The sequence below is a fragment of the Amycolatopsis sp. NPDC104819 genome (assembly GCF_055583145.1).
This window is the reverse complement of record NZ_JBVJON010000019.1, coordinates 29,812-51,510: the sequence shown is the minus strand read 5'-3', so window position 1 is coordinate 51,510 and position 21,699 is coordinate 29,812. Positions and strand designations below refer to the sequence as shown.

General features: G+C 70.8%; 21 protein-coding genes and 1 tRNA gene. 9 read left to right on the top strand and 13 right to left on the bottom strand.

Features of this window, described 5'->3' with window-relative positions; all coding sequences use genetic code 11:
• Positions 1–190: 190 nt before the first annotated feature.
• From ACZ63E_RS41460 to ACZ63E_RS41445, 4 genes are all read right to left on the bottom strand, one after another.
• On the bottom strand, positions 191–415 hold the full coding sequence (locus ACZ63E_RS41460; protein ID WP_465341794.1) for a heavy-metal-associated domain-containing protein: 225 nt from the start codon (positions 413–415) through the stop codon (positions 191–193).
• A gap of 64 nt (positions 416–479) precedes the next feature.
• Positions 480–683 carry a cold-shock protein gene (locus tag ACZ63E_RS41455; RefSeq protein ID WP_086855961.1) on the bottom strand — a complete coding sequence of 68 codons (204 nt, stop codon included), beginning with the start codon at positions 681–683 and terminating at the stop codon, positions 480–482.
• Positions 684–889: 206 nt separating this feature from the next.
• Positions 890–1,063 carry a hypothetical protein gene (locus tag ACZ63E_RS41450; protein WP_465341792.1) on the bottom strand — a complete coding sequence of 58 codons (174 nt, stop codon included), beginning with the start codon at positions 1,061–1,063 and terminating at the stop codon, positions 890–892.
• Between the two features lie 216 nt (positions 1,064–1,279).
• Positions 1,280–2,938: a thiamine pyrophosphate-binding protein gene (locus ACZ63E_RS41445; protein WP_465313821.1), complete on the bottom strand. Its 1,659-nt coding sequence runs from the start codon at positions 2,936–2,938 to the stop codon at positions 1,280–1,282.
• 134 nt (positions 2,939–3,072) lie between these two features.
• Between ACZ63E_RS41445 and ACZ63E_RS41440 the strand changes: the two genes are divergently transcribed.
• The gene (locus ACZ63E_RS41440) at positions 3,073–4,353 is read left to right on the top strand and encodes a hydroxyacid-oxoacid transhydrogenase (protein ID WP_465341791.1); all 1,281 of its coding nucleotides are present in this window, start codon (positions 3,073–3,075) and stop codon (positions 4,351–4,353) included.
• On the top strand, positions 4,347–4,760 hold the full coding sequence (locus tag ACZ63E_RS41435) for an acyl-CoA thioesterase (protein WP_465341790.1): 414 nt from the start codon (positions 4,347–4,349) through the stop codon (positions 4,758–4,760). The genes ACZ63E_RS41440 and ACZ63E_RS41435 overlap by 7 nt, the downstream gene beginning before the upstream one ends.
• 528 nt (positions 4,761–5,288) lie before the next feature.
• On the opposite strand, the gene ACZ63E_RS41430 is transcribed toward ACZ63E_RS41435, so the two are convergent.
• The 4 genes from ACZ63E_RS41430 to lanKC all read right to left on the bottom strand — a co-directional run bounded on the left by ACZ63E_RS41430 (position 5,289) and on the right by lanKC (position 11,645).
• The gene (locus ACZ63E_RS41430) at positions 5,289–7,106 is read right to left on the bottom strand and encodes an ATP-binding cassette domain-containing protein (RefSeq protein WP_465341788.1); all 1,818 of its coding nucleotides are present in this window, start codon (positions 7,104–7,106) and stop codon (positions 5,289–5,291) included.
• Complete coding sequence (locus tag ACZ63E_RS41425; protein WP_465341787.1) at positions 7,103–8,770, bottom strand: ABC transporter ATP-binding protein; 1,668 nt, start codon at positions 8,768–8,770, stop codon at positions 7,103–7,105. Before ACZ63E_RS41425 ends, ACZ63E_RS41430 begins: the two co-directional genes overlap by 4 nt.
• Positions 8,771–8,899: 129 nt before the next feature.
• Positions 8,900–9,043, bottom strand: coding sequence for a SapB/AmfS family lanthipeptide (locus ACZ63E_RS41420; RefSeq protein WP_155548626.1), 144 nt, complete (start codon positions 9,041–9,043; stop codon positions 8,900–8,902).
• A gap of 37 nt (positions 9,044–9,080) precedes the next feature.
• A complete protein-coding gene (gene lanKC / locus ACZ63E_RS41415) occupies positions 9,081–11,645 on the bottom strand; it encodes a class III lanthionine synthetase LanKC (RefSeq protein WP_465341785.1) in 2,565 nt (854 codons plus the stop codon).
• A 448-nt stretch (positions 11,646–12,093) separates the two neighbouring features.
• Here lanKC and ACZ63E_RS41410 point away from each other — a divergent pair, with 448 nt between their 5' ends.
• A complete protein-coding gene (locus ACZ63E_RS41410; protein WP_465313820.1) occupies positions 12,094–12,459 on the top strand; it encodes a hypothetical protein in 366 nt (121 codons plus the stop codon).
• A gap of 22 nt (positions 12,460–12,481) precedes the next feature.
• The gene (locus tag ACZ63E_RS41405) at positions 12,482–12,853 is read left to right on the top strand and encodes a hypothetical protein (protein WP_395921846.1); all 372 of its coding nucleotides are present in this window, start codon (positions 12,482–12,484) and stop codon (positions 12,851–12,853) included.
• On the opposite strand, the gene ACZ63E_RS41400 is transcribed toward ACZ63E_RS41405, so the two are convergent.
• Positions 12,843–14,753 carry an ArnT family glycosyltransferase gene (locus tag ACZ63E_RS41400; protein ID WP_465341784.1) on the bottom strand — a complete coding sequence of 637 codons (1,911 nt, stop codon included), beginning with the start codon at positions 14,751–14,753 and terminating at the stop codon, positions 12,843–12,845. The two genes, ACZ63E_RS41405 and ACZ63E_RS41400, sit on opposite strands and share 11 nt — an antisense overlap.
• A 268-nt stretch (positions 14,754–15,021) precedes the next feature.
• Here ACZ63E_RS41400 and ACZ63E_RS41395 point away from each other — a divergent pair, with 268 nt between their 5' ends.
• Positions 15,022–15,738 carry a S1 family peptidase gene (locus ACZ63E_RS41395; protein WP_465341782.1) on the top strand — a complete coding sequence of 239 codons (717 nt, stop codon included), beginning with the start codon at positions 15,022–15,024 and terminating at the stop codon, positions 15,736–15,738.
• A gap of 46 nt (positions 15,739–15,784) precedes the next feature.
• On the opposite strand, the gene ACZ63E_RS41390 is transcribed toward ACZ63E_RS41395, so the two are convergent.
• Complete coding sequence (locus ACZ63E_RS41390; protein ID WP_465341781.1) at positions 15,785–16,297, bottom strand: SixA phosphatase family protein; 513 nt, start codon at positions 16,295–16,297, stop codon at positions 15,785–15,787.
• A 42-nt stretch (positions 16,298–16,339) separates the two neighbouring features.
• A tRNA-Lys gene (locus ACZ63E_RS41385) sits at positions 16,340–16,412 on the bottom strand.
• Positions 16,413–16,523: 111 nt separating this feature from the next.
• Here ACZ63E_RS41385 and ACZ63E_RS41380 point away from each other — a divergent pair.
• Both ACZ63E_RS41380 and ACZ63E_RS41375 read left to right on the top strand, forming a co-directional pair.
• Positions 16,524–17,063 carry an AAA family ATPase gene (locus ACZ63E_RS41380; RefSeq protein WP_465341780.1) on the top strand — a complete coding sequence of 180 codons (540 nt, stop codon included), beginning with the start codon at positions 16,524–16,526 and terminating at the stop codon, positions 17,061–17,063.
• Positions 17,064–17,109: 46 nt separating this feature from the next.
• Positions 17,110–17,652 (top strand): DinB family protein, encoded by a 543-nt coding sequence (locus tag ACZ63E_RS41375; RefSeq protein WP_465341779.1) that lies wholly within the window; start codon positions 17,110–17,112, stop codon positions 17,650–17,652.
• A gap of 3 nt (positions 17,653–17,655) precedes the next feature.
• Here the strand turns inward: ACZ63E_RS41375 and ACZ63E_RS41370 are convergent, their stop codons facing one another.
• On the bottom strand, positions 17,656–18,300 hold the full coding sequence (locus ACZ63E_RS41370) for a TMEM175 family protein (RefSeq protein WP_465341777.1): 645 nt from the start codon (positions 18,298–18,300) through the stop codon (positions 17,656–17,658).
• Between the two features lie 68 nt (positions 18,301–18,368).
• Here ACZ63E_RS41370 and ACZ63E_RS41365 point away from each other — a divergent pair, with 68 nt between their 5' ends.
• Positions 18,369–19,802 carry a nitrosuccinate lyase gene (locus ACZ63E_RS41365; RefSeq protein WP_465341776.1) on the top strand — a complete coding sequence of 478 codons (1,434 nt, stop codon included), beginning with the start codon at positions 18,369–18,371 and terminating at the stop codon, positions 19,800–19,802.
• Positions 19,803–19,957: 155 nt separating this feature from the next.
• Positions 19,958–20,947 carry an SCO0930 family lipoprotein gene (locus tag ACZ63E_RS41360; RefSeq protein WP_465313717.1) on the top strand — a complete coding sequence of 330 codons (990 nt, stop codon included), beginning with the start codon at positions 19,958–19,960 and terminating at the stop codon, positions 20,945–20,947.
• Positions 20,948–20,964: 17 nt separating this feature from the next.
• Here ACZ63E_RS41360 and ACZ63E_RS41355 read toward each other — a convergent pair whose 3' ends face one another.
• Positions 20,965–21,591, bottom strand: a complete 627-nt coding sequence (locus tag ACZ63E_RS41355) for a DUF4383 domain-containing protein (RefSeq protein ID WP_465341775.1) — start codon at positions 21,589–21,591, stop codon at positions 20,965–20,967.
• Positions 21,592–21,699: the final 108 nt, after the last annotated feature.

The window sequence follows — 21,699 nt, the reverse complement described above, 5'->3', positions numbered from 1 at the left end:
CCGCGAAGGGAAGGGTTGCAGGGCGTTGCACTCACCGGCACACAGCGCCGTACGAGGTCATCGCGGTGGGCGCGCGCCGAGAGCGTCGAAGATCACAGAGGCGCGGTTGATCTCCAGTGGACTGTCCACCCTGGAGACGAACGCCGCACGGCCGGAGAAGAACCAACCGGGGCCGAGCCCCGGCGGCCGGCTACGAGACGAGGTCGACGGCGCCTTCGAAGGTGTAGCCCGCCTCTTCGACCGCGGCGCGGACATCGTCTTCCGCCAACGCGGTTTCGGCGCGCACGACGACCCGGCCGGCCGCGACGTCGATGTCCACTTCGGTCACTCCGGGCACCGCGGTGATTTCCTCGGTGACGGACTGGGCGCAGTGTCCGCAGCTCATCCCGGAGACGGTGTAGCCGTGCTCGATCATGGAGCGGAGTTTACGAAAAGGGCCGCCACCCCGAACGGGTGACGGCCCTTTTTCAAGATCAAAGTCAGATCACGGTGACCGACGTGGCCTGCGGGCCCTTCTGGCCCTGGCCGATCTCGAACTCGACGCGAGCGTTCTCCTCGAGGCTCTTGAAGCCGCTACCCTGGATCTCGCTGTAGTGAACGAAGACGTCGCCGCCACCGTTGTCGGGGGTGATGAAGCCGAACCCCTTCTCGGAGTTGAACCACTTCACAGTGCCCTGAGTCATCAAAAATCTCCATGTGTAACAACAAAACAGGAAGCCACTTCGGCGCCCCGGGTCACCGCCAGGACGGTTTGCTTCCTCGGCGAGGAGACACTACGCCCGCTGAATTCTGCGAGCGTGACTCAACACGAACACAAAAATCGAGACCGACAGCAGTAAAGCACACCTTGACCTGGGCGGACAAGCGGTCTTCACCCAAGCGGGGTGAGCTATTCGCCACTCGCCGGGCGCAGCCCCTCCGTGGTGAACGGCGAACGCCAGGTCGTGTCGCGTTCGGCCGCGACCACGGCGTCGTCGTGCGCCTCCGCGCTGGCGCTGAACAGCACCGGTACGACGCCCGAGGACTTCCGCGCTGGTTCGGATGCGTGCTGGTGATCGGTCACGTCGAAACTCCCCTCGTTCCCTGCCCGCTTCGGCGCGGGTCATGACCGTGATGGTGCCATGCGGCACCGACAGAAACCGGTTGTCTCCCGCCGGGACCCGGCCGGGAAAGGTTCAGCGGCGAACCACCACCGGAACACTGTCAGGCTACCTGAGCCAAGGCCGTGCTACCACACGACATTCCCGGCGTTTTCCGCCCGTGTCGGCCGCCAAACCCTTTACTGGGCGGGAGGTTGCGGGCGCGCTTGACCGAGCAGGGCCGAAAGCCGCACGTCCGGGGTCACGACATCGGGGTCGGTGCGCACGTCGATGACGCACGGCCGCTGCCGCACCAGCGCACTGGCGATGATCGGCTCGAGCTCTTCACGATCGTCCACCGTGTACCCGGCCGCGCCGAGCCCACGCGCCCACGAAGCGAAGTCGGTCAACGGGATGGAAACCCCGGACAGCCGGCCCTGCGTCCGCGCCTGGTGCATCGCGAGCGCCCCGTGAACGCCGTTCTGGAACACCACCACCATCACCGGCGCCCGGTACCGGACGGCCGTTTCGATCTCCTGGCCGGTCATCAGCGTCCCGGCGTCTCCCACCATGGCTACCACGGTCCGCCGCGGTTCGGCCAGTTTCGCCGCGACGGCCGCCGGAACGGCGTACCCCATGGCGGCGTTGCTCGGCCCGAGCTGGCTGCGCGGCGCGGTGAAGCACCAGTAGCGGTGCATGAACTGGGCGAAGTTCCCGGCATCGCTGGTGACGATGGTGTCCTCGGGCGCCAGCTTCCGCAGCGCCCGCACGACGTCCACTGGGTGGACACGCGTGTTCCCGCTCGTGTCGGGCGGCGTCATGAAGGTGTGGACGGCCGCGTTCGCCGCCGAAGCCCGCCGCGTCCGCGGCGACGCCACCTCCCGCAGCTCCCGAAGGAACGGCTCCACTTCGGAGTCGACGCGGAAGGTCAGCCCCCGCCGCCGCGGGCTGACTTCGATGCCCGTCCCCACCATGACCAGCGTCTGCTGGGCGGTCGGGTAGCGGTAGGCCTGGGTGGTCACCTCGTCGAGCTGGGTGCCGAGCGCGAGCACGAGGTCCGCCCGTTCCAGCGCGTCCAGCTGCCGGGCGGGGATGCCGAGCCCGAGGTGCCCGGCGTAGCGGGCGTGGTTCTCCGGGAAGGAGTCCTGCCGCCGGAAGGCGTTGTAGACGGGCAGCGCGAGCTCGTCGGCGACCGCGATCAGCTCGTCCCGCGCCGACCGCGCCCGCCCGCCGACGATGACCACGGGGTACTTCGCCTCGTCCACCAGCTGCGCCACGGCATCAGCCGAACGGCCCAGTGTCCCGGACGCCGGCGGCCGCACCCGCGCCATCGGCTTCGCCGCGTCGTAGGGCATGCCCCAGATGTCGCAGGGCACGCCGAGCACGACCGGCCCCGGCCGTCCCTCCTGCGACGTCGTCAGCGCGTGCGCCAGCAACCCCGGCAGGCCGTCCGGGTCGGTCACCCGCAGGGTCGACTTGGCGATCGACTCGAACATGGCCGTCAGGTCCGCGGTCGGCAGCTCACCGGAGGACGACGCCATCGGCTCGGTCGCCGGCGTCTCCAGCAGCACGACCATCGGCGTCTCGTCCTGGTAGGCCGTCTGGACGCCGATCGCCAGGCTCGCCGCGCTCGGCCCCCGGCTGGCGAGCAGCACGGCGGGCCGCTCGGTGAGCTTGCCTTCCGCCTCCGCCATGAACGCCGCGCCCGCGTCGTGGCGCGCCGAGACCAGGGTGATCTCCCGCTCGCGCTGCAAGGCGTCGAGAACTTCCAGGAAGGACTCACCGACCACCGCGTACACGCGGCGGACACGCGCCTCGGTCAGGATCCGCACGGCCGTCTGGGCGACGGTCGCTCCCAGTTGGTATCTAATGAGGAGAGCTTAGGCGGGCACCGTTCAGTGCAGTCAAGTGATCTTCGCCGAAACCCGGCAAGGATGGACCGAATGTCCGCTTTGACCGACTGCCAGCCGATCAAGGGAGCGAGGACGCAGGCTTGACCGCGACCGAACGTGAAACAGTTTTTACTTATGGCGCACCGGGGTTGAAGTACGGCACGGGAGCCAGCGACGAGATCGGCTACGACCTCACGCAGTTCGGCGCCCGCCGCGTGCTGGTCGTGACCGACCCGCGCGTGGCCGCGACCGGCTGGCCCCGCCGCATCGCCGACGGCATCACGGGTTACGGCATCGAGACCGAGATCTTCGACGGCGTACACGTCGAACCCACCGATGTCAGCATGCAGAAGGCGGTTGACTTCGCCCGCGGCACCGGCCCGTACGACGCGTTCGTCGCCGTCGGTGGCGGGTCGGCCATCGACACCGCCAAGGCGGCGAACCTGCTCACCAGCAACGACGGCGAGCTGATGGACTACGTCAACGCCCCGGTCGGCGGCGGCCGCGCGCCGAGCCGCCCGCTGAAGCCGCTGGTCGCGGTCCCCACCACCACCGGCACCGGCTCGGAGAGCACCACGGTCTGCGTCCTGGACGTGCTGTCCCTGCGCGTCAAGAGCGGGATCAGCCACCTGCGGCTGCGCCCGACCCTCGCGATCGTCGACCCGCGGCTCACCGTGAGCCAGCCCGCCGGCGTGACCGCCGCGAGTGGCATGGACATCCTCTGCCACGCCGCGGAGAGCTACACCGCCAAGCCGTACACCGAGTTCGAGCGCAAGCGCCCGGAGCAACGCGTGCCGTACTGCGGCGCGAACCCGTTGGCCGACATGTTCGCCGAGCAGTCGCTGCGCCTGCTGTCGTGGGCCCTCCCCGCCGCGGTGCGCGACGGCTCCGACCTCAAGGCCCGCGAAGCCATGGCCCTCGCCGCGACGTTCGCCGGACTCGGGTTCGGCAACGCCGGCGTGCACATCCCGCACGCCAACGCGTACCCGATCGCCGGACAGGTCAGGGATTTCCACCCGGACGGCTACCCGGCCGAAGAGCCCATGGTGCCGCACGGCATGGCCGTCTCGCTGACCGCGCCCGCCGCGTTCCGCTTCACCTTCGACGCGGCGCCGGACCGCCACCTGCGCGTCGCGCGCCTGCTGGCGCCCGACTTCGAGTGGCCCGGCGACTTCGCCGACCACCTGCCCGCGGTGCTGATCGATCTGATGCGCCAGATCGGCATCCCGGACGGCATCGGCGCCGTCGGCTACCAGGAGTCCGATGTGGACTCCCTGGTCGAAGGAACCCTGAAGCAGCAGCGGTTACTGGCCACGGCGCCCCGAGAGGCGTCCATGGAGGACCTTTCCGCAATCCTCCGCGACTCGGTGTCGCTGTGGTGAACGGGTACCCGCACTGGCAGACGGTTCCGTTGCGCTGGAAGGACAACGACGTCTACGGGCACGTCAACAACGTGGTGCACTACTCGCTGATGGACACCGTGATCAACACGTGGCTCATCGAGCAGGGCGGCCTCGACATCGAGACCGGGGAGGTGATCGGGCTGTGCGTCGAGTCGCACTGCGGGTATCACTCATCGGTGTCCTTTCCTGGTTCGCTCCGGGTGGGACTGCGCGTGGCGCACCTCGGGAAGTCCAGCGTGCGCTACGAGATCGGCATGTACGCCGCCGACGAGTCCCTGGTCGCCGAAGGGCACTTCGTGCACGTCTTCGTCGACCGCGAGTCCCGCCGGCCGACACCGCTCTCCGGCAAGCTGCGCGAGGCACTGGAAGCACTGCAGCCCGGTTGACGTGCACCGCCGGCGGGTCACCTCCTTATTGACGGTGCCGGTTCCGGGCCGTGTTCTTCCCGCGATTCCGATCATGCACGACGCCACCGACAGAACGCGGCGATCAGCCTGAGTTGTCCACAGGGGCCGTGCACATCGGCGTGTTGTCCACAGATTTGGATCACCCCCTTTCGCGGGCCGTCCACGGCGATAAAGTGCAAAGGTCCACAGTGGATGGGCAACCGGCTCACCCGGATCCGCACGCAGCGCGGAGGGCGGCCTAGGCGTCGATCGGCGTCTGCGGCGGACCGAGTGAGCAGGAAGCCCGGCAGTGGTAACGGGTCCGCCATGCGTCGGCGGCCGCGAACCCACTGCTTCATGCGGTCGACAGTGGTGACCGACCTTGTTGCCGGCAGGCGCCCCGCCCGCGGGGAAGGAACACCCACTGGCGCAGAGAGCTGAACGATGGTCGCCCGGCCGTTCGCGGAAGGCGCCCCGCCCACGGCCGGGAGGACCATCGTCCACAGGACGAAGCGACGGTGCTCGCGGTCAGTCGCCGGAAGGCGCCCCGGCGACGATCGCGACCGCACCGCCCGTAGGCGGTCCGGCGGTACCAGCCGGCCCGCCGCTCGCTGGCCCGGTGGCACCGGTGGCTCCTTTCCGAGCCGCCGGTGTCGCCCAGGCCTGCATGAGCTCCGCGTAGCGCGCCGAGCCCGCCATCAGGTCGGCATGGCTGCCCACCGCGGTCTCCCGGCCGTCCATGACGAGGACGCGGTTCGCGCGCAGGGCGGACGAAAGCCGGTGCGCGATCACCACCAGAACACCACCCCGCGCGGCGAAGGCCCGCTCCGCGCGGGCTTCCGACACCGGGTCGAGATGGGAGGTCGCCTCGTCGAGGATCACGAACTTCGCCGAACTGGCGTATACCCTCGCTAGCGCGAGAAGCTGCGCTTCGCCTGCGGAGATGCCTTCGCCGCCGTGACCGATCTCGGCGTCGAGGCCACCTAGGCGCCTTAGAAGCGCTCCCGCACCCACTGCGTCCGCGGCGGCCACGAGTGCGCCGTCCGGGGCTGACGGGGCAAAGAGACCGACGTTGTCCCGCACGGTTCCCGCGAAGACGTACGCCTCCTGCGGAATCAGCGCCACGAGCTCGTGCCGGAGCGCGGCGGGCACGTCCCGGACCGGGACGCCGCCCAGCAGCACCCGGCCCTCCTGCGGCGTGAGCATCCCGGTCAGCAAGCCGGCCAGTGTCGACTTGCCGATCCCGCTCGGCCCGACGACGGCGAGATGCTCCCCCGGCCGCAGCCCCAGGTCCAGACCACGGACCACGGGCTCGGCCGTCGCGCCCCAGCCGAACGTCAGGCCGCGGACCTGGATGTCGGTGCCGCGTGGCGTCGCCGTGCCCTCATGAGTGGTGGGCAGCTCGGCGGTCTCCGCCAGCCGGCGGAGGGCGACCAGCAGCCGCAGGACGACCGTGCCGGCCGTGGCCGCCAGCCCACGCAGGGCCGGCTGCATCGTCGTGGCCAGGTAGACCAGCGCGCCGAGGGCGGCGCCCGCGGTCAGCTCCCCGCGCGCCACCAGCCCCGGCGCCAGAGCCAGCGCGAGCAGCAACGGGACGAACCCGCCGAGCGAGATCATCAGCGACCGGAGGGCGCTCGAGCGCGCCACGCGGATCGCGGCCACCGCCTGGGCGTCGACCGCGTCGTACATCGCCAGCGAGGCGATCGGCTCGGCGCCGCAGGCCACGATGTCGCGCATCCCGGCCAGGGACCCGCCGGCCGTCGCGGCCGTGTGCTCGTCGGCCAGCGCCAGCGCGCGCTGGCGGCGAGCCAGCGAGGGAAGGAGGAAGGCGAACACGATCAACGAAGCGACCACCGGCACGGCGACCGGCACCACCAGCGCGCCGGCGACGGTCACGAGCCCGGCGAGCGCGGAGGCCGTCGTCACCAGCATGCCGCGCGCCTGCACCAGCAGGCCGGCGGTCGCGTCGCGGACCACCTCGACGTGCTGGGTGATCCGGGCGACCCCGCTGGAGTCCGGTTGGTTGCGCGGCGGGGAGTCGTCGTGCAGGACTCCTCGGACGACGGCGGTCACGAGCGCGTCGCGCAGGGGTTCGACCACCTTGCCGAGCTGGTGCCACACCATCCGCGAGCCGAACGCGCCGAGCACGGCCGCCAGCCCGAACAGCGCCAGCCAGCCGAGCCCGGCCGCCGGGTTGCCGACCGAAAAACCACGGTCCACGGACAGCTCGACCAGCCGTCCCGAGAAGAAAGCGGGGAGTCCTTCGAGCACCGAACACACGAGCAGCACAACACCGCCACGCCATTGACCGGCGAGTGCGGACCAGTACAACCGGCGCAGGCTCACTCGTCGTCCTCCGTGAAGACGCCCCGGTAGCCGGGTTCCTGCCACAGCGCGGCGTGCGGAGCTACCGCGCGGATCCGGCCTTCCTCGAGCCAGACCACCAGGTCCGCACGAGCCGCCGTGCCCGCGCGGTGCGTCACGACGACACGCGTCCGGCCGGGCAGCACGCCGTCCAACGCGCGCTCGACGGCTGCCTCGGTGACCGTGTCGAGGCTGGCCGTGGCGTCGTCGAAGATCAGGACGCGCGGGTTGTGCACGATCGCGCGGGCCAGTCCGAGGCGCTGGGCCTCACCGCCGGAAAGGGGCGTCTCCGTCAGCGGCGTGCGGTAACCCTCGGGCAGCCGGATGACAACCTCGTCGACCTGCGCCGTCCGGCAAGCGCTGCGGACCGCGGACTCGCCGGCCCAGGAGCCGTAGCCGACGGCGTCGGCGACGGTGGTGCCGAGCAGCGCGGGCCGCTCGAAGGCGTAGCCGACGACCGCGCGCAGCTCCTCGGGGCGGATCCGGTGCAGCGGGCGGCCGTCGAACAGGACCTGGCCCTCGTCGGGCAGAACCAGCCCGCCGAGCACGCCCGCCAGCACGGACTTGCCCGCGCCCGAGCGGCCGACGACGGCGAGAAAGGTGCCGCCGTCGATGCGCATGTCGATCTCCGCGAGCGCGCCAGTGACGCCGACGTGACGGACGTCGAGGGTGCCGTTGCCGGGCAGGAGCGGAAGCTTGCCGGGCACGGGGGCGGGCTCGTCGAGGACCTCGACGAGCCGTTCGGCGCAGCTGCGCGCCCGCGACAGCGTCGTGAGCAACGGAATCTGCGTGACCAGCCCGAGGCCGAGCGCGACGTAACCGAGCACAGCGATGACGTCGCCGACGCTGAGCCGGCCGGCGAGCACGCCGAACCCGGCCGCAGCGAGTACGGCGAGCTCGACCGCCGGCGTCAGCAGGCCGGCGCGCCAGACCATGCGGGCCTGGGTGCGCCAGATGCCCATCCCGGCCAGGGCCAGCTTCGGGAGCGGGCGCAGCACGCGTTCGGCTTCGCGGTCCGCGGTACCGGACGCGGCGATCGTCCGGAGACCGGCGACAGCGTCGACCATGCCTGCGGCGAGCTCGCCGGAGACCCGTTGGTAGGCAAGGACGTCGTCGGCGGTGTTCCGGAGGTGGCTTCGCGCGAGCAGCAACGCGAACGGGATGCTGCCGAGGAACACGAGCGCGAGCCGCCAGTCCAGCAGGGCGAGCAGGACGACGGCGCCGGATGAGATGACCAGCATCGAGCCGCACTGGACGACGATCGTGACGATTCCGCCGGCGCCGACACAGTCGCCGGTGAGGCGGCTGATCGCGTCACCCTCGGCGAAGCGTGATCGGGCGCCCAGGCCGAAGAGCTTGTCGGTCAGCGTGCGGCGCAGCCAGGCCGACGCGGTCGCGGTCACGCGGGTGGTGAGGATTCCCCCGACGACGTCGGCGACGATTTCCGCGCCGCCGACGATCAAGAGCCAGGAGACTTCGGGCCAGCTGGGGCGGCCGGCGACGACGGCGTCGACCGCGGCCGCGAGCGCGCTGGGGAGGAGCAGCCCGGCCGCGGTGGCGACCAGGGCGGTGACGATGATCGCGGCGAGCCTCGGTCGATCGAGGCCGGCCACCCGGGCCAGCAGCCGATCGGCGGAGCCGCGCATCTCACTCCTTCGGACGAGGTACCGCCGAGGCGGTTCCGGGGCCAGAATGAACGTGCGGGAGCGGCGCACTTGGCCTGTGCCGCTCCCGCACTGTTCACCTAGGCACTACTTGCCGGCGGACTTGCCAGGTCAGTGGCAGGTCAGCAGCGAGAGGGTGCTGTTGGTGCAGGAGGCCAGCAGGCTCAGGTTCGACGGCGCGCCGCCCCCGCCGCCGTGACCGCCGTTGAGCACCTCGGGGGTCTCCAGGGCCTGCAGCTCCAGAACGAGTTCCATGGTGTTCCTTTCCTCGGTTTTTCGTGTCCGCCGGTCGTCAGCGACCGGAGGTGTGTGGGGACGGCGTGCTGCCCAGGAAGGGCAGCACCTCCTTGCCGTCCAGGAGGGCGGCGAGTGCGAGGAGGATCCCCGCGCCGCCGGTGGTGACGTCCATCGACAGCCGCAGCAGCTGGTTGCCGGGGAAGGCGAGCCCGCCGCGGAACGGCACCGCGTACCAGGCCAGCCGGGCCAGGTGCAGGTCGATCGCTTCGCGGACGCGCTGCTCGGGTTCGGCGCCCATGCCGAGGGCGACCGCGAGCCCGAGCCGGCCGTAGAGCAGGCCGGGGTGGATCACGAACTCACCGCGGCACGACTGGCGCAGCTCGGGCAGGCTTTCGCAGGCGACGGCGTCCGGGCGGTGGCGAGCCAGCTGCTCGGCGACCAGGAGGATCCCCGCGCTGCCGATCGCGGCGTACGGGAGAGTGCGCGTCGCGCCGTCGCGGACCTGCAGGGACGCGTCGTCGGCGAGCACGCATTCCTCGAGGTCGCGACGCAGCGCCTGGTCGGCGAAGGCCAGCCACGCGGGCTCGCCGGTGCCTTCGAAGAGTCGGATGAACAGCAGCGCCGGACCGGACCAGCCGGACAGCAGGCCCGCCCGGGCGAACTTCCCCGGCGGCGCAGCGGTCTCGAGCGCCTCGGCCAGCCGGACGGCGGTGGAGAGCGCCTGGCGGCCGAACTCGTTGTCCTGCCGGGCCGCGGCGAAGTGCAGCTGGGTCAGTCCGATGCCCGCCAGCCCGCCCTCGAGCCCGTGGTCGGTGGTCTGTTCGACGAGCCGCGCCGACGACGTCAGCAGCCGACTCGCCTCGTCGTGGTGACCGAGGTTATCCAGCACGTACGCGATGCCGTAGCTGCCGTCGTAGAACCCGGGCCGGGTCGGCGGTTCACGGCGGACCGAGTCGATCAGCCAGCGCTCGTGCTCGGGGAACCGGCCGGCGCCGGTGACGTCGAGGGCGTGCAGCACGCCCGCGGCGCCGACGCCGAAGCAGGCGCCGCCGACCCGGAACTGCTCGATGTCGCCGGGGAACAGCCGGTCCTGGCGCTCAGGGGTCGCGCTGGCCAGGATCGCCTCGGCGATCTGCTTGCGGACCAGCGGCCAGTCCGGTTTCTCCTGGTCGAGCTCCGTGTGAACCGGTGCCGGCTCCGCGGTCGCCTCACGCGAAGCCAGCACCGCGACTGCGGCGTCGGCGTACCCCTCCGGCAGGCCAAACCGGCGCTCGACGAAGTCGGCGATGCCGCGCAGCTTCGCCGGTGCCAGTTCCAGCAGCGCGGACAGCGGCAGGAACATCCACAGCCGCAGCGCCGCGAGAGCGTGCTCGTCGATCTCGAAGCCGGTCCGGTCGGCCGGCGCCCGGAAGCCCGGCGCGCCGAGCGCGGGCCGTTCGCCGGACTCGAGGGTCGCGGCCATCTCGAAGTCGATCAGCGAGACGCGGCTCTCGTCGTCCTCGTCGATCAGGATGTTCAGCGCGTGCAGGTCACCGAAGACGAAGCCGCGGGCGTGGATCTCCTCGATCGTCTCCTCGACCTTCGCGAGCACGGCCAGCGCGCGGGCGGCGTAGGCGGTCAGGTCGGCTTCGGTCGTGTCGCGCCTGGTCAGCGGGTAGTTGCGGGCCAGCCAGTTGCCGAGCGACGTGCCGGGCATGTACTCCATGGCGAGGTAGTGGTGTTCCCAGACGGTGAAGTGCTCGAGGGCGCGGGGCACGCCGGGGACGCCGGCCAGCGCGTCGAGCACCTCGTGCTCGCGGCGCAGCCGGGCGACGGCGTCGATCTGGGCGCGGTCCAGGCCGGCGTGGGGCCGGGCCTCCTTGAGCACGACCTGGTCGCCGCCCGCCTTCGGGTCGGCGAGGTAGACGCCGCCGCCGTTCGAGAAGTGCAGGGAGCTCGTCACCCGGTAGGGGAACTGGCTCGGGTCACCGGCCTTGCGCGCAGCGATGCTGCTGCGCAAACAGGCCGGAATTTTCACCCATTCGGGGACAGAGAACGTCGGTTCCCGCTTGTCCGGTACCAGCCGTCCGTCCGGCTTGCGGATTGCCAGGACGCGGTTGCCGTCGTGTTCGACCCACTGCTCGGCGAATCCGCCGTAGCGCACGTACAGGGGGCCGTCACCGTAGCGCAAGTCGCTCAGGATATAGGCGCCGTGCTCCCCTTCAAGGCGAACCGACAGGTCGTCCAGCACACACTTGAGCTCGTCTTCATTCGCCGGATAAATCGTGATCAGTTTCCCGCTGCCGTCGCGGGGTGCGTATTTCGAGTTCCGGGCGAGCAGGATGAGCGGCGAGCGCAGGTGCTTGTAGGCGACGCGGTACTCGAGACAATACTCGTGCACCTGCACGAGCACGCGGCGAGCGTTGTCCAGACCAGCGGAAACGTGGATTTTCCAGCCCTGACCGGGAAGTTCGCGGCCTTCGGGGTGCAGCACCCGCCAGACGCCGCGGTCGGCGGTGACCCAGCCGGTCTCCGGCGCCGGCAGCGCGGTGGCGTAATCGTCGACCAGCGCGCCGGTTTCCTGTTGTTCGTCGTAGAACAACGGGTCGGCGAAGCAAAATGCTTCGTAGCGCAGGTCCATCCGAGATACCCCTCCGGTGCGATCCCCCGGCGCGCCTCGGCTCCGGGACGAGGAATATTCCCCCATGCCGAACGGCCCTGGGCCAATCCGCCAACCCGGGGGTTCAACTGGGCTATCCGAGGTAGGCAAAAAGGTCACTTACCAGTCGGTAGCCGAACCCAGCGTGATTCCGACGTGACCGGCAACCACTCTGTCGAGGTGTAACACGAAGCTTTTTACGACATTCCCGCAGGTCCACACAAGGGTGGTCCGGAATAAACCACCGAATTGGCAGAATGCCATCAAGGCCACCTGGTGATCAATTTTCTCGATATCCCCACGTCCCGTGACCCCTCAGGCGTCCACAGTGGACGTCGTCGTGGCGCACACCACGCCCGCGGCACGCGGCGAACGGCCCCACCGGTACTACGGAGTAAGTTGGCGGCCGGCGGACCGGAAGGAGGAACGGGTGGTCTTCGGATTCGCCGTGACGGTCGCCGTGGCGGCCACGCTCGTCGCGCTGTGGAGCTTCGTCCAGTCGGCTCGCAACCGGCTGCCCGACAACCCGCTCCTGGTCGCGCTCGCGGTCCTCGAACTGCTGCTGGTCGCCCAGCTCGTGGTCGGGATCGTGCTGCTCGCCGGCGGTGACCGCCCCGGCAGCCTGGCGACCTATCTGGCCTACCTGATCGGCAGCCTGGTCGTGCTGCCGGTCGGCGCCGCCTGGGCGCTGGCCGAGCGAAGCCGGTCGAGCACGGCGGTGCTCGGCATCGCCTGCCTGGCCATCCCGGTGATGGTGCTGCGACTGAACGAGGTGTGGAGTGGAGCAACAGCGTAGGACGGCCAGCGGGCCCGGACGGGTGCTCGTCGCCGTGTACGCGATCTTCGCGCTGGCGGCGACGTCGCGGGCGGGCGTCCAGATCGGCACGAAGTTCCACGAAGCCCCGCTGGCCTACCTGCTCTCGGCGTTCGCCGCGGTCGTCTACATCGTCGCGACGATCGCGCTGGCCCGCCGTGGTGACGGCTGGTGGCGCGTGGCCCTGACCGCCTGCTCGATCGAGCTGCTGGGCGTGCTGACCATCGGCACGCTGAGCCTCGTCGACGCGGCCGCGTTCCGGCACCCGACCGTCTGGTCGGTCTACGGCGAGGGCTACCTGTTCATCCCGCTGGTGCTGCCGGTCGTCGGCCTGTACTGGCTGCGCCGGACCGCGCCGGCCAAGGTCACGGCCTGACCCCGGCGCAGTCGAACAGCACCCCGGCCGCGGCGGCGTCCGGGCCGATCCGCGCCGCGGGCACCGGACGGCAGTGCTTCGCCTCCCAGGCGATCCGCCGGACGAGCTCACCGGCGTCGACCACGGTCTGCGAAGCCGAGCCGCTGCCACGGATCTCGAGGAACACCCGCGGCAACAGCACGAAACGCAGCTTCCCGGCCGAAACCCATTGCGGCAGGTCAGCGGCGGACGGCGCCGGGTCGAAGCCGAGGTAACCGCCGAGCGGCGCGACGCGGGCGTCGGTGTTCAGCAGGAACGGGTCCGCGCCGTACGTGCCGCCCTCGACACCGAGGACAACACCCGCGGACGGCGCCTGGGCTTCGGCGTAGTCGAGGACCTCCCGCTGGCCCGCGCTCAGCTGGTACGCACTCTCGATGAAACAGATGTATCCGGCTTCGGCGCCCTCGCCGGTGTTGACGCCGACAACAGTGCGCAAAGCGGACGCCGACGGCGGCCCGGCGCCCGGGTCGGCCGTCTCCAGCACGCTGACCGGCCGCACCGCGGTGTCGACGACGAAGGCGGCGGGACCGGCGACGATGGCGGCCAGGCCGGCCACGACCGTCGCGACCCGAGCTTGCACCAGCGCGGCGACGACGGCGAGCAGGGCCAGCGCGAGCACGGCGTAGCGCAGCCACGGCGCCCAGTCCTGCGTCCGGTCGAGGAGGACGTACGCGAACACCGCCGTCCCGGCGACCGCGGCCGGCAGCACGAACCTTGCCGGTCCTTCCGAGCGGAACCACCGCCAGGCCGTGACCAGCCCCGCGGCGGCGAGCGCGGCGATGGCCGGGGCGAGCTCGGCGGTGTAGTACGCGTGGAAGACACCACCGGTGAACGAGAAGACCACGGCGCCGACGACGAGCCAGCCACCCCACAGCGCCCAGCCCGCCTTTGTCCCCGGCGCGGCGCCGCGAGCCCGGCACGCGGCGACGACCAAGGAGATCAACGCGAGCGGCAGCAGCCACGCGATCTGCCCGCCGACCTCGGCGTCGAACAGCCGCAACGGGCCCGGTCCGCCGCCGAGCGCCGCGCCGACCGTCGCGGCGTAACCGCCCCCGACCCCGGTCGAGCCGCCGACCAGGCGCGTCAGGCCGTTGTAACCGAAGGCGAGCTGCCAGACCGAGCCGTCGGTGGTGCTGCCGACAAACGGTTTCGCCTCTGGCCAGAGGCTCACGACGACCGGCCAGGCCAGCGACGCAGCGAGCGTCACACCACCGGCCAGCCCGATCCGGGCGAGCCGGCGGCCGCGCGAGCCGGGCGCCGCGACGAAGTACGCCAGCGCGAGCCCCGGCAGCACGATCCACGCGGCGAGCATCTTCGTGAGAAACCCGAGCCCGACGAACACGCCGGCCCACACAAGCCACCGCACCTCGGCTTCTTCGACTGCCCGGGTGACGCAGTAGGCGGCGAGCAGCAGCAGGAGCACCAGCAGCGCGTCCGGCAGGTTGTCGCGGTTGACCGCGGCGGTGATCGGCGTCAGCGCGAACAGCGCGGCGGCGAGCAGCGCGGTCCGCGGGCCCGCCCAGCGACGCACGACCCGGTGCAGCACGAACACGGCTGCGACCCCCTCGACGGCCTGGACCAGCGCGATCGCCCACGGGTGGAAGCCGAACACGGCGACGCCGAGCGTCTGCGTCCAGAACGCGAGTGGCGGTTTGTCGACCGTGACGACGCCCGCCGGGTCGAAGCCCGCGAAGAAGAACGCCGAGACGTCACGGGACATCGAGTGGACGGCGGAGACGTAGTACGGCTGCAGTGGCCGGCTGGCCAGCGCCCATCCCCACAGCACCGCGGCCACAGCCAGGACCACCCCCACCGCGATCCGCTCGCCCCGCCCGGTCCGCACCTCGGCCGTCACCGTCATGGCTCCCCCTCCGGTTCCCGCCGAAAACGCTAGGGCGGCGCGACGCCGGAGTCCTCAAGCCCCGGATTGATCCCGGCGCGAGGGCCTCCACCCGTGGGTTGAGCGCGGAACAGTACGGGGTACTGCACGTAGCCCGTTCGGGGAAATAAATACGGACGCGACCGGACTTTCGTCGGTTCCGGACATTCCCTGCGAACTCGGACACTTTCGGAGTTCGGTCCCCACCGGCTTTCCCCCGTGCGGGTTCCCCGCGCGAAAAGGAGTCAGCGTGAAATTCGGCAAGTTCGTCCTGCTGGCCGCGAGCACCGCACTGGCCGTCGTCGGCCTCGGCGGCCCCGCGGCGGCCGAGAGCGTCCCGCAGGCCCAGCCGTCGATCATCGGCGGCAGCACCGCGTCGAGCGGCCCCTGGGCGGCGCGGCTTTTCGTGAACGGCCAGCAGAACTGCACCGCGACGATCATCGCGCCGCAGTACATCCTGACCGCGAAGCACTGCGTGAGCAGCTCCGGCACCTACACGTTCCGGATCGGCAGCCTGGACCAGTCCAGCGGCGGCACGATGGCCACCGGATCGACGATCACCCGCTACAACGGCGCCGCCGACTTGGCGATCGTCAAGCTCACGACCTCGGTGAACGCGACGTACTCTCCGCTCGGCAGCGTCGGCGACGTCTCGGTCGGCCAGAACGTCTCGGTCTACGGCTGGGGCGCGACCAGCCAGTGCGGCTCGGAGATCAACTGCCAGTCGCGGTACCTGAAGGTCGCAACGGTCCGCGTCAACTCGATCGGCTGCAGCGACTACACGGGCGGCACGGCGGTGTGCGCGAACCGCGTCAACGGCATCACGGCCGGCGGCGACTCGGGCGGCCCGATGTTCGCCTCCGGCCGCCAGGTCGGCGTCGCGTCGACCAGCGACCGTTCGAACAACACGGCGTACACGAACATCACGCGTTATCGCAGCTGGATTTCCCAGGTGGCCGGGGTCTGATTCCCGGGAAAGGGGCTCGGCCGGTTCCGGTCGGGCCCCTTTGCCATTAGCCGTCCGTCAGGTCGCGAGGCCGGAAGAAAGCGACGAGCTTCGCGCTGGAGAGCGCGTCCCAACTGTCGGTGGTGGCGAGCACGGCCGCGGCGCCGGTCGGGAACTTGGCCTGGACCAGCCGGGTGTCCTCGCCGTGGCCGGCCAGGTGCAGGGTCAGATCGCTGACCCCGGGCTCATGCCCGACAAGCGCAAGGGTCGTGACTTCCGGCGGCGTTCGTCGGGCGGCGTTCAGGAACTCGTCGACGTCGCCGCCGTAGAGGTCTTCGTCGAACTCGACGGGTGGCTGCGCGGGAAGTGCTTCGCTGACCAGCTGCCAGGTCTCCCGCGTGCGACGAGCGGCGGAGCAGACGGCAAACCCGGGGACACGCCCGTTTTCGACGAGCCACCGGCCGAGCTTGGGAGCATCCCGAACGCCCCGCGGCGCGAGGGGGCGTTCGTGGTCGGGGAGGTCGTCCGACCAGTCCGACTTGGCGTGGCGGAGAACGATGAGCCACCTGGTCGCGTCCATGCCCGCCACCCTAACGACGCCCGGCACCGGCCGGGCTTTGAGTGGGCCGCCTGGGGCTCGAACCCAGAACCTACGGATTAAAAGTCCGCAGCTCTACCAATTGAGCTAACGGCCCGCGGCTTCAGTTTAGCCAGGGCCGGGTCACCCACCCGCACACCGGGTCCGGCTGAGGCGTCGGCGAAGGTCAAGACTGGATCTTGCCGGGGTGGCCGCCCATGATGCGTGCATGTCTGGTTCGCTGCTGATCCTCACCGGGCCGCCCGGGGCCGGGAAGTCCACCGTTGCGCGGCTGATCACCGAAGATGCGCCGCGGGCGGCCGTGCACCTGCACACCGACAGCTTCTACCGCTGGATCCGGACCGGGTTCGTGCCGCCTTACCTGCCCGAGGCCGCGCGGCAGAACGAGGTTGTGCTCGGAGTGATCGCCGAGGCCGCGTGCGGCTATGGCCGCGGGGGTTACGACGTCGTGCTCGATGGCATCGTTGGGCCGTGGGCCCTGCAGCCCTTCCGCGACGCCGCGAAGCGGGACGGTCTGGACCTCTTCTACGTCGTGCTGCGGCCCAGTCTCGAGGTCACCCTCGCCCGCGGGACCGCCCGTGAAGGCCGGGAGCTCACCGAGGTCGAGCCCATCAAAGGGATGCACGGCGCCTTCGCCGCCCTCGGCGAGCTCGAACGGGACGTCATCGACACTTCCGGCCAGACGATCGAGGAGACGGTCGACGCGGTCCGGCGCCGGGTCGCTCTCCTCCGCGAACAACCATCCTGACCTGAGGTGATCCAAAACTGTCAGACCCCTGTGGCACGCTCCGCTCATGACCGAACACACCCCGCCGGTGCTCGCCCCGGCCCGCTTGACCGGCGACCGGATCGACCCCACACCCGTTGCGGGCGAGCGTCAGGCCCTGACCGAGAGCCTCGACTACTACCGGCGCACCTTCGAGCTGAAATGCGCCGGCCTCGACCCGGGCAGGCTGTCCGAACGCTCGGTACCACCCTCGACACTGACCCTGCACGGGCTGCTGCGGCACCTCACCGGCGTCGAACGCTGGTGGTTCCGCATCCAGTTCGCCGGTGAGGACCTCCCGAACCTCTACTACTCCGACGACGACCCGGAACAGGACTTCACGGCGCTGGACGGCGACGTCGATGAAGCCTTTTCTTTGTGGCACAGCGAATGTGAGCGATCCCGGGAGATCGTCGCGGCGAGCGAGCTCGACCAGACCGGCACGCGCATCAGCACCGGCGAACCGTTCACCCTGCGCTGGCTGATGCTGCGCATGATCGGCGAGTACGCACGGCACATCGGCCAAGCAGACCTGGTCCGCGAACGGATCGACGGCGCCACCGGCGAATAGGACTCAGGCTGCTGCCGCCCGGCGGCGGCGAAGCCGGAAGAGGAGGCTGCCCAGGAGGGGAACGACGATCCAGCAGGCGTACGCCCAGCGCGTGAAGAAGGCGACCGGGATCGAGATGACGAAGGCGGCGGTCATCGTGCCGACCCCGCGGTAGATCTGGCCGAAGCGGTTCGGCGGGGTGTCCGCGCGGTAGAGGTGGTGCCGCTGGATCTGCCGGGCCATCACGAGGAACAGCGTCAGCGCGACGACCTGCACGAGTGCGTAGAAGACGAAGCGGAACTCGAACGCGCCGTCTTCGGCGATCACCTTTGTGGCGAAGGGCATGAGCACCTGCATCAGCAGCCAGCCGAAGCTGAGGTGCACCAGCCCGCCGCCCAGCGTGGTGACGTAGTGGAAGAGGCGGTGGTGCGCGCGCCAATGGCCGCCGATCACGGCGAAACTGATCAGGAAGGAGATGTATTCGGACTGATGATCCCCGAGTGACCGCAGCAGCTCGGCGCTGGTGGCGCCTTCCGGCAGCGGCAGCTCGAGCGAGAGCAGGGTGATCGCGATGGCCACGACGGCGTCCGAAAAGAAGGTGAGCCGCTCCGCGGCGATCCCCCGGCTTTCGGAGTCGACGGTGTCTTTGTCGGACGTGACGCTGCTCATGGCCGGGGAGCGTGCCAGACGCGGTTGCGTGGGCGGTCGCCGAGGTGGGTGCGTGCGATGCTGGCGCCATGAGCGTCGACCCCGATTGCGGACTCTTGTCCCCGGTGCGGGCCGGTACGCCGGCCGAAGCGTCGACCGGTGACGAGGCCTGGCTGCGCGCCATGCTCGACGCCGAAGCTGCGCTGGCCAGAGCGCAGGCGCGGCTCGGCACGGTGCCGTCCGGGGCCGCGGCCGCCATCACCGAGGCGGCGGGCAGCGCGCGGATCGACGTTGTCGAGCTGGCACGCGGGTCGCGGGCGACCGCGAACCCGGTCGTCGTGCTGGTCAAGGCGCTGATGTCGGCCGTCGGGGAGATCGCGCCCGATGCGGCGGAGTACGTGCACCGCGGCTCGACCAGCCAGGACATCTTCGACACCGCGATGATGCTGGTCGCCGACCGGACGCTGCGGCCGCTGGTGGCGGACCTCGACGCCACCGCCGAGGCCCTGGCCGGGTTGGCGCGCGCCCATCGGAACACGACGATGGCCGGCCGGACGCTGACCGCGCACGCGGTGCCGACGACGTTCGGGCTCAAGGCGGCGGGCTGGCGGCAGCTGGTGCTGGACGCGGCCGTCCGGATCCGGCGCCTGCTCGACGGTGGGCTACCGGTCTCCCTGGGCGGCGCGGCCGGGACGCTGGCGGCGTACGTCGAGTACGCGCGCCTGGCCGGCGACGCGCAGGCCGGCCAGACCAGCGCCGACGACGACCGCAACCATGCGGAACGGCTGACCGCCGCGTTCGCCGAGGAGACCGGGCTGGCCGCTCCCGTGCTGCCGTGGCACTCGCTGCGGACGCCGGTCGTCGACCTCGCGAACGCGCTCGCCTTCACGGCCGGGGCGCTGGGGAAGCTGGCCGTCGACGTCGAGACGCTCACGCGGACCGAGCTGGGTGAGGTCACCGAACCTGCCGCGGATGGGCGGGGCGGCTCGTCAGCGATGCCGCACAAGCGGAACCCCGTGCTCGCGACGTTGATCCGGTCGGCCGCGCTGCAGGTTCCGGTGCTGGCGGCCGGGGTCACGCAGTCGATGCTGACCGAGGACGAGCGCTCAGCCGGGGTCTGGCATGCCGAGTGGCAGCTCATCCGTGAGTGTCTCCGGCTGGCCGGGGGTGCCGCGCACACCGCTGCCGAGCTGGCGCGCGGGCTCGGCGTCGAGCCTGGCCGGATGCGGGTGAACCTCGCGTCTACGCACGGGCTGATCGTCTCCGAGCGGCTTTCCGCCGTGCTCACGCCGCTGCTGGGGAAGGCGGAGGCCAAAGATCTGCTGGGTGAGGCGTCCAAACGAGCAGTGCGGGAGGACCGGCCGCTGCGGGACGTGCTCGACGAGCTGCCCGCCGTCACGGCGGTCCTCACGCCCGCCGCGCTGGACGGGCTGCTTGACCCGTCCGGTTACACCGGCGCGGCGGGCGCGCTGGTCGACCGTGCCCTCCGTGATGACCGCGGGCCGGGCGGCGCTTCGACGTAGGGCCGGCGGGGACGTCGCAGCTCAGCGGCCCGGGCCGGCCCCGTCGGGAACCGCGGGAAATTTCTTTGAACCGCCTCCGGCGGGGGTCCGTGTAGTGGGTATCAGGCAGCCGCACCGAGCGGCGGGAAACCCCAACGGACACAAGGAGAACTTCCATGCTTCGCACGCGCATCGCCGTCTCCGTCGCCGCTGCGGCAGCCGGGCTGGCAGTGCTCACCGCTTGCTCGGGTGCCGAAACTGCTCAGCCGGTCATCGCCCCTGCGGCGGCGGGTGGCACCGGTGGCGGCCAGATCGCCAACGGGCAGGTCGGCAACGCCGCTCCGGCGTCGAACGAAAGCAAACTCGTCGTCGCGGATGTCGCGGACGTCGGGCAGGTGCTCACCGACCAGAACGGCATGACCCTCTACCGCTTCGACAAGGACACCGCCAAGCCGCCGAAGTCCAATTGCGACGGTGACTGCGCCAAGGCCTGGCCGCCGATGCTGGCCACCGGGGACGTTCAGGTGCAGGGGGTCGACAAGAGCCTCGTCGGGAAGGTGACGCGGGCCGACGGCACCGAGCAGATCACCGTCGGCGGGTGGGCGCTCTACCGCTACGCCAAGGACACCAAGGCGGGCGAGGCGACCGGCCAGGGTGTCGGTGGCGCCTGGTACGCCGCGAACGCCAAGGGCGGGAAGGCCGGGCAGGCCGCTGCCGAAGCCGGCGTCGTCAAGCTGAGCGCCAGCAAGATCGACGGTCTCGGCGACGCGATCGTCGACCAGAACGGCATGACGCTCTACCTGTTCACCAAGGACACCAAGAAGGCCAAGACCTCCGCCTGCAACGGTGACTGCGCCAAGACCTGGCCCGCCGTGCTCTCCAACGGCAAGGTCGAGCTGCAGGGCATCGACTCGAAGCTGCTCGGCAGCATCAAGCGCGCGGACGGCACCGAGCAGGTCACCATCGGCGGCTGGCCGGTCTACACCTTCGCGAAGGACCTGAAGCCGGGCGACGCGAACGGCATGGGCGTCAACGGCACCTGGTTCGTCATCGAGCCCAACGGGTGCAAGGTCGGCACCACCCCCAGCTCCACCGCCAACCAGGCTCCGGCTGACAGTGGCGCTGGGAGCAGCAGCAACTCCGGCTCGGGTGGCACCACCTACTGAGCCACCCAGAACTTCCTCTAGTGCGCGAGGCCCGGCGGACGCTCTTCACGAGCGACTTCCGGGCCTCGCTCGTTGTTGCGACGCAGGAACGAGCGGCGGCGCGGCGCCTCGGGCTCGGCAACACGGTCGGTGTCGGTGACGCGGTCGGTGCGCTGCTCGACGACCGTGGGCTCGTCGACCGTCTCGTCTTCGGGGACGAGGATCGTGCGGCGGGCCGGGAGGACGGCGATCAGCAGGCCGAGCGCGGCGACGCCGAGATGCAGCCAGGTGTCGGCGGGGCCCATGTCCATCGGGTTGCCGGCGGTGGCGAGCGGGTTGCTCGAGATGAGGCCGTCGATCATCAGGCCCCACACGAACAGGGCGCCATAGCCGATGAAGAGCAGCCAGCCGAACGTGCGGGCGCGGCCGGAGCCGAACGCCAGCAGCAGGCCGACGACGCCGGTCACGACGCGGACCAGGCTCATGAGTGGATTGCCGGAGAACCGCCAGATCCCGGCGTCGTGGTGGCCGGCGAAGTTGCCGACGCCGGTCCTGGTGAACCCGATGATGCCGACGACGAGGAACGCGATCCCGGCCAGTCCGGCCAGCACCTGCGCCGGCTGCAGGCCGCGAACCCGGATGCGTGCGCCTTTCGCGTGAGTCATGACTCCAGTCCTTCCCAGCATGTGGTGACGACCGTCACCGCACACAGGTACCCCGCGAACACGGGCAGCGAAACGACGCGCTCGCCCGCGGGCCCGCGCGGGCGTTGC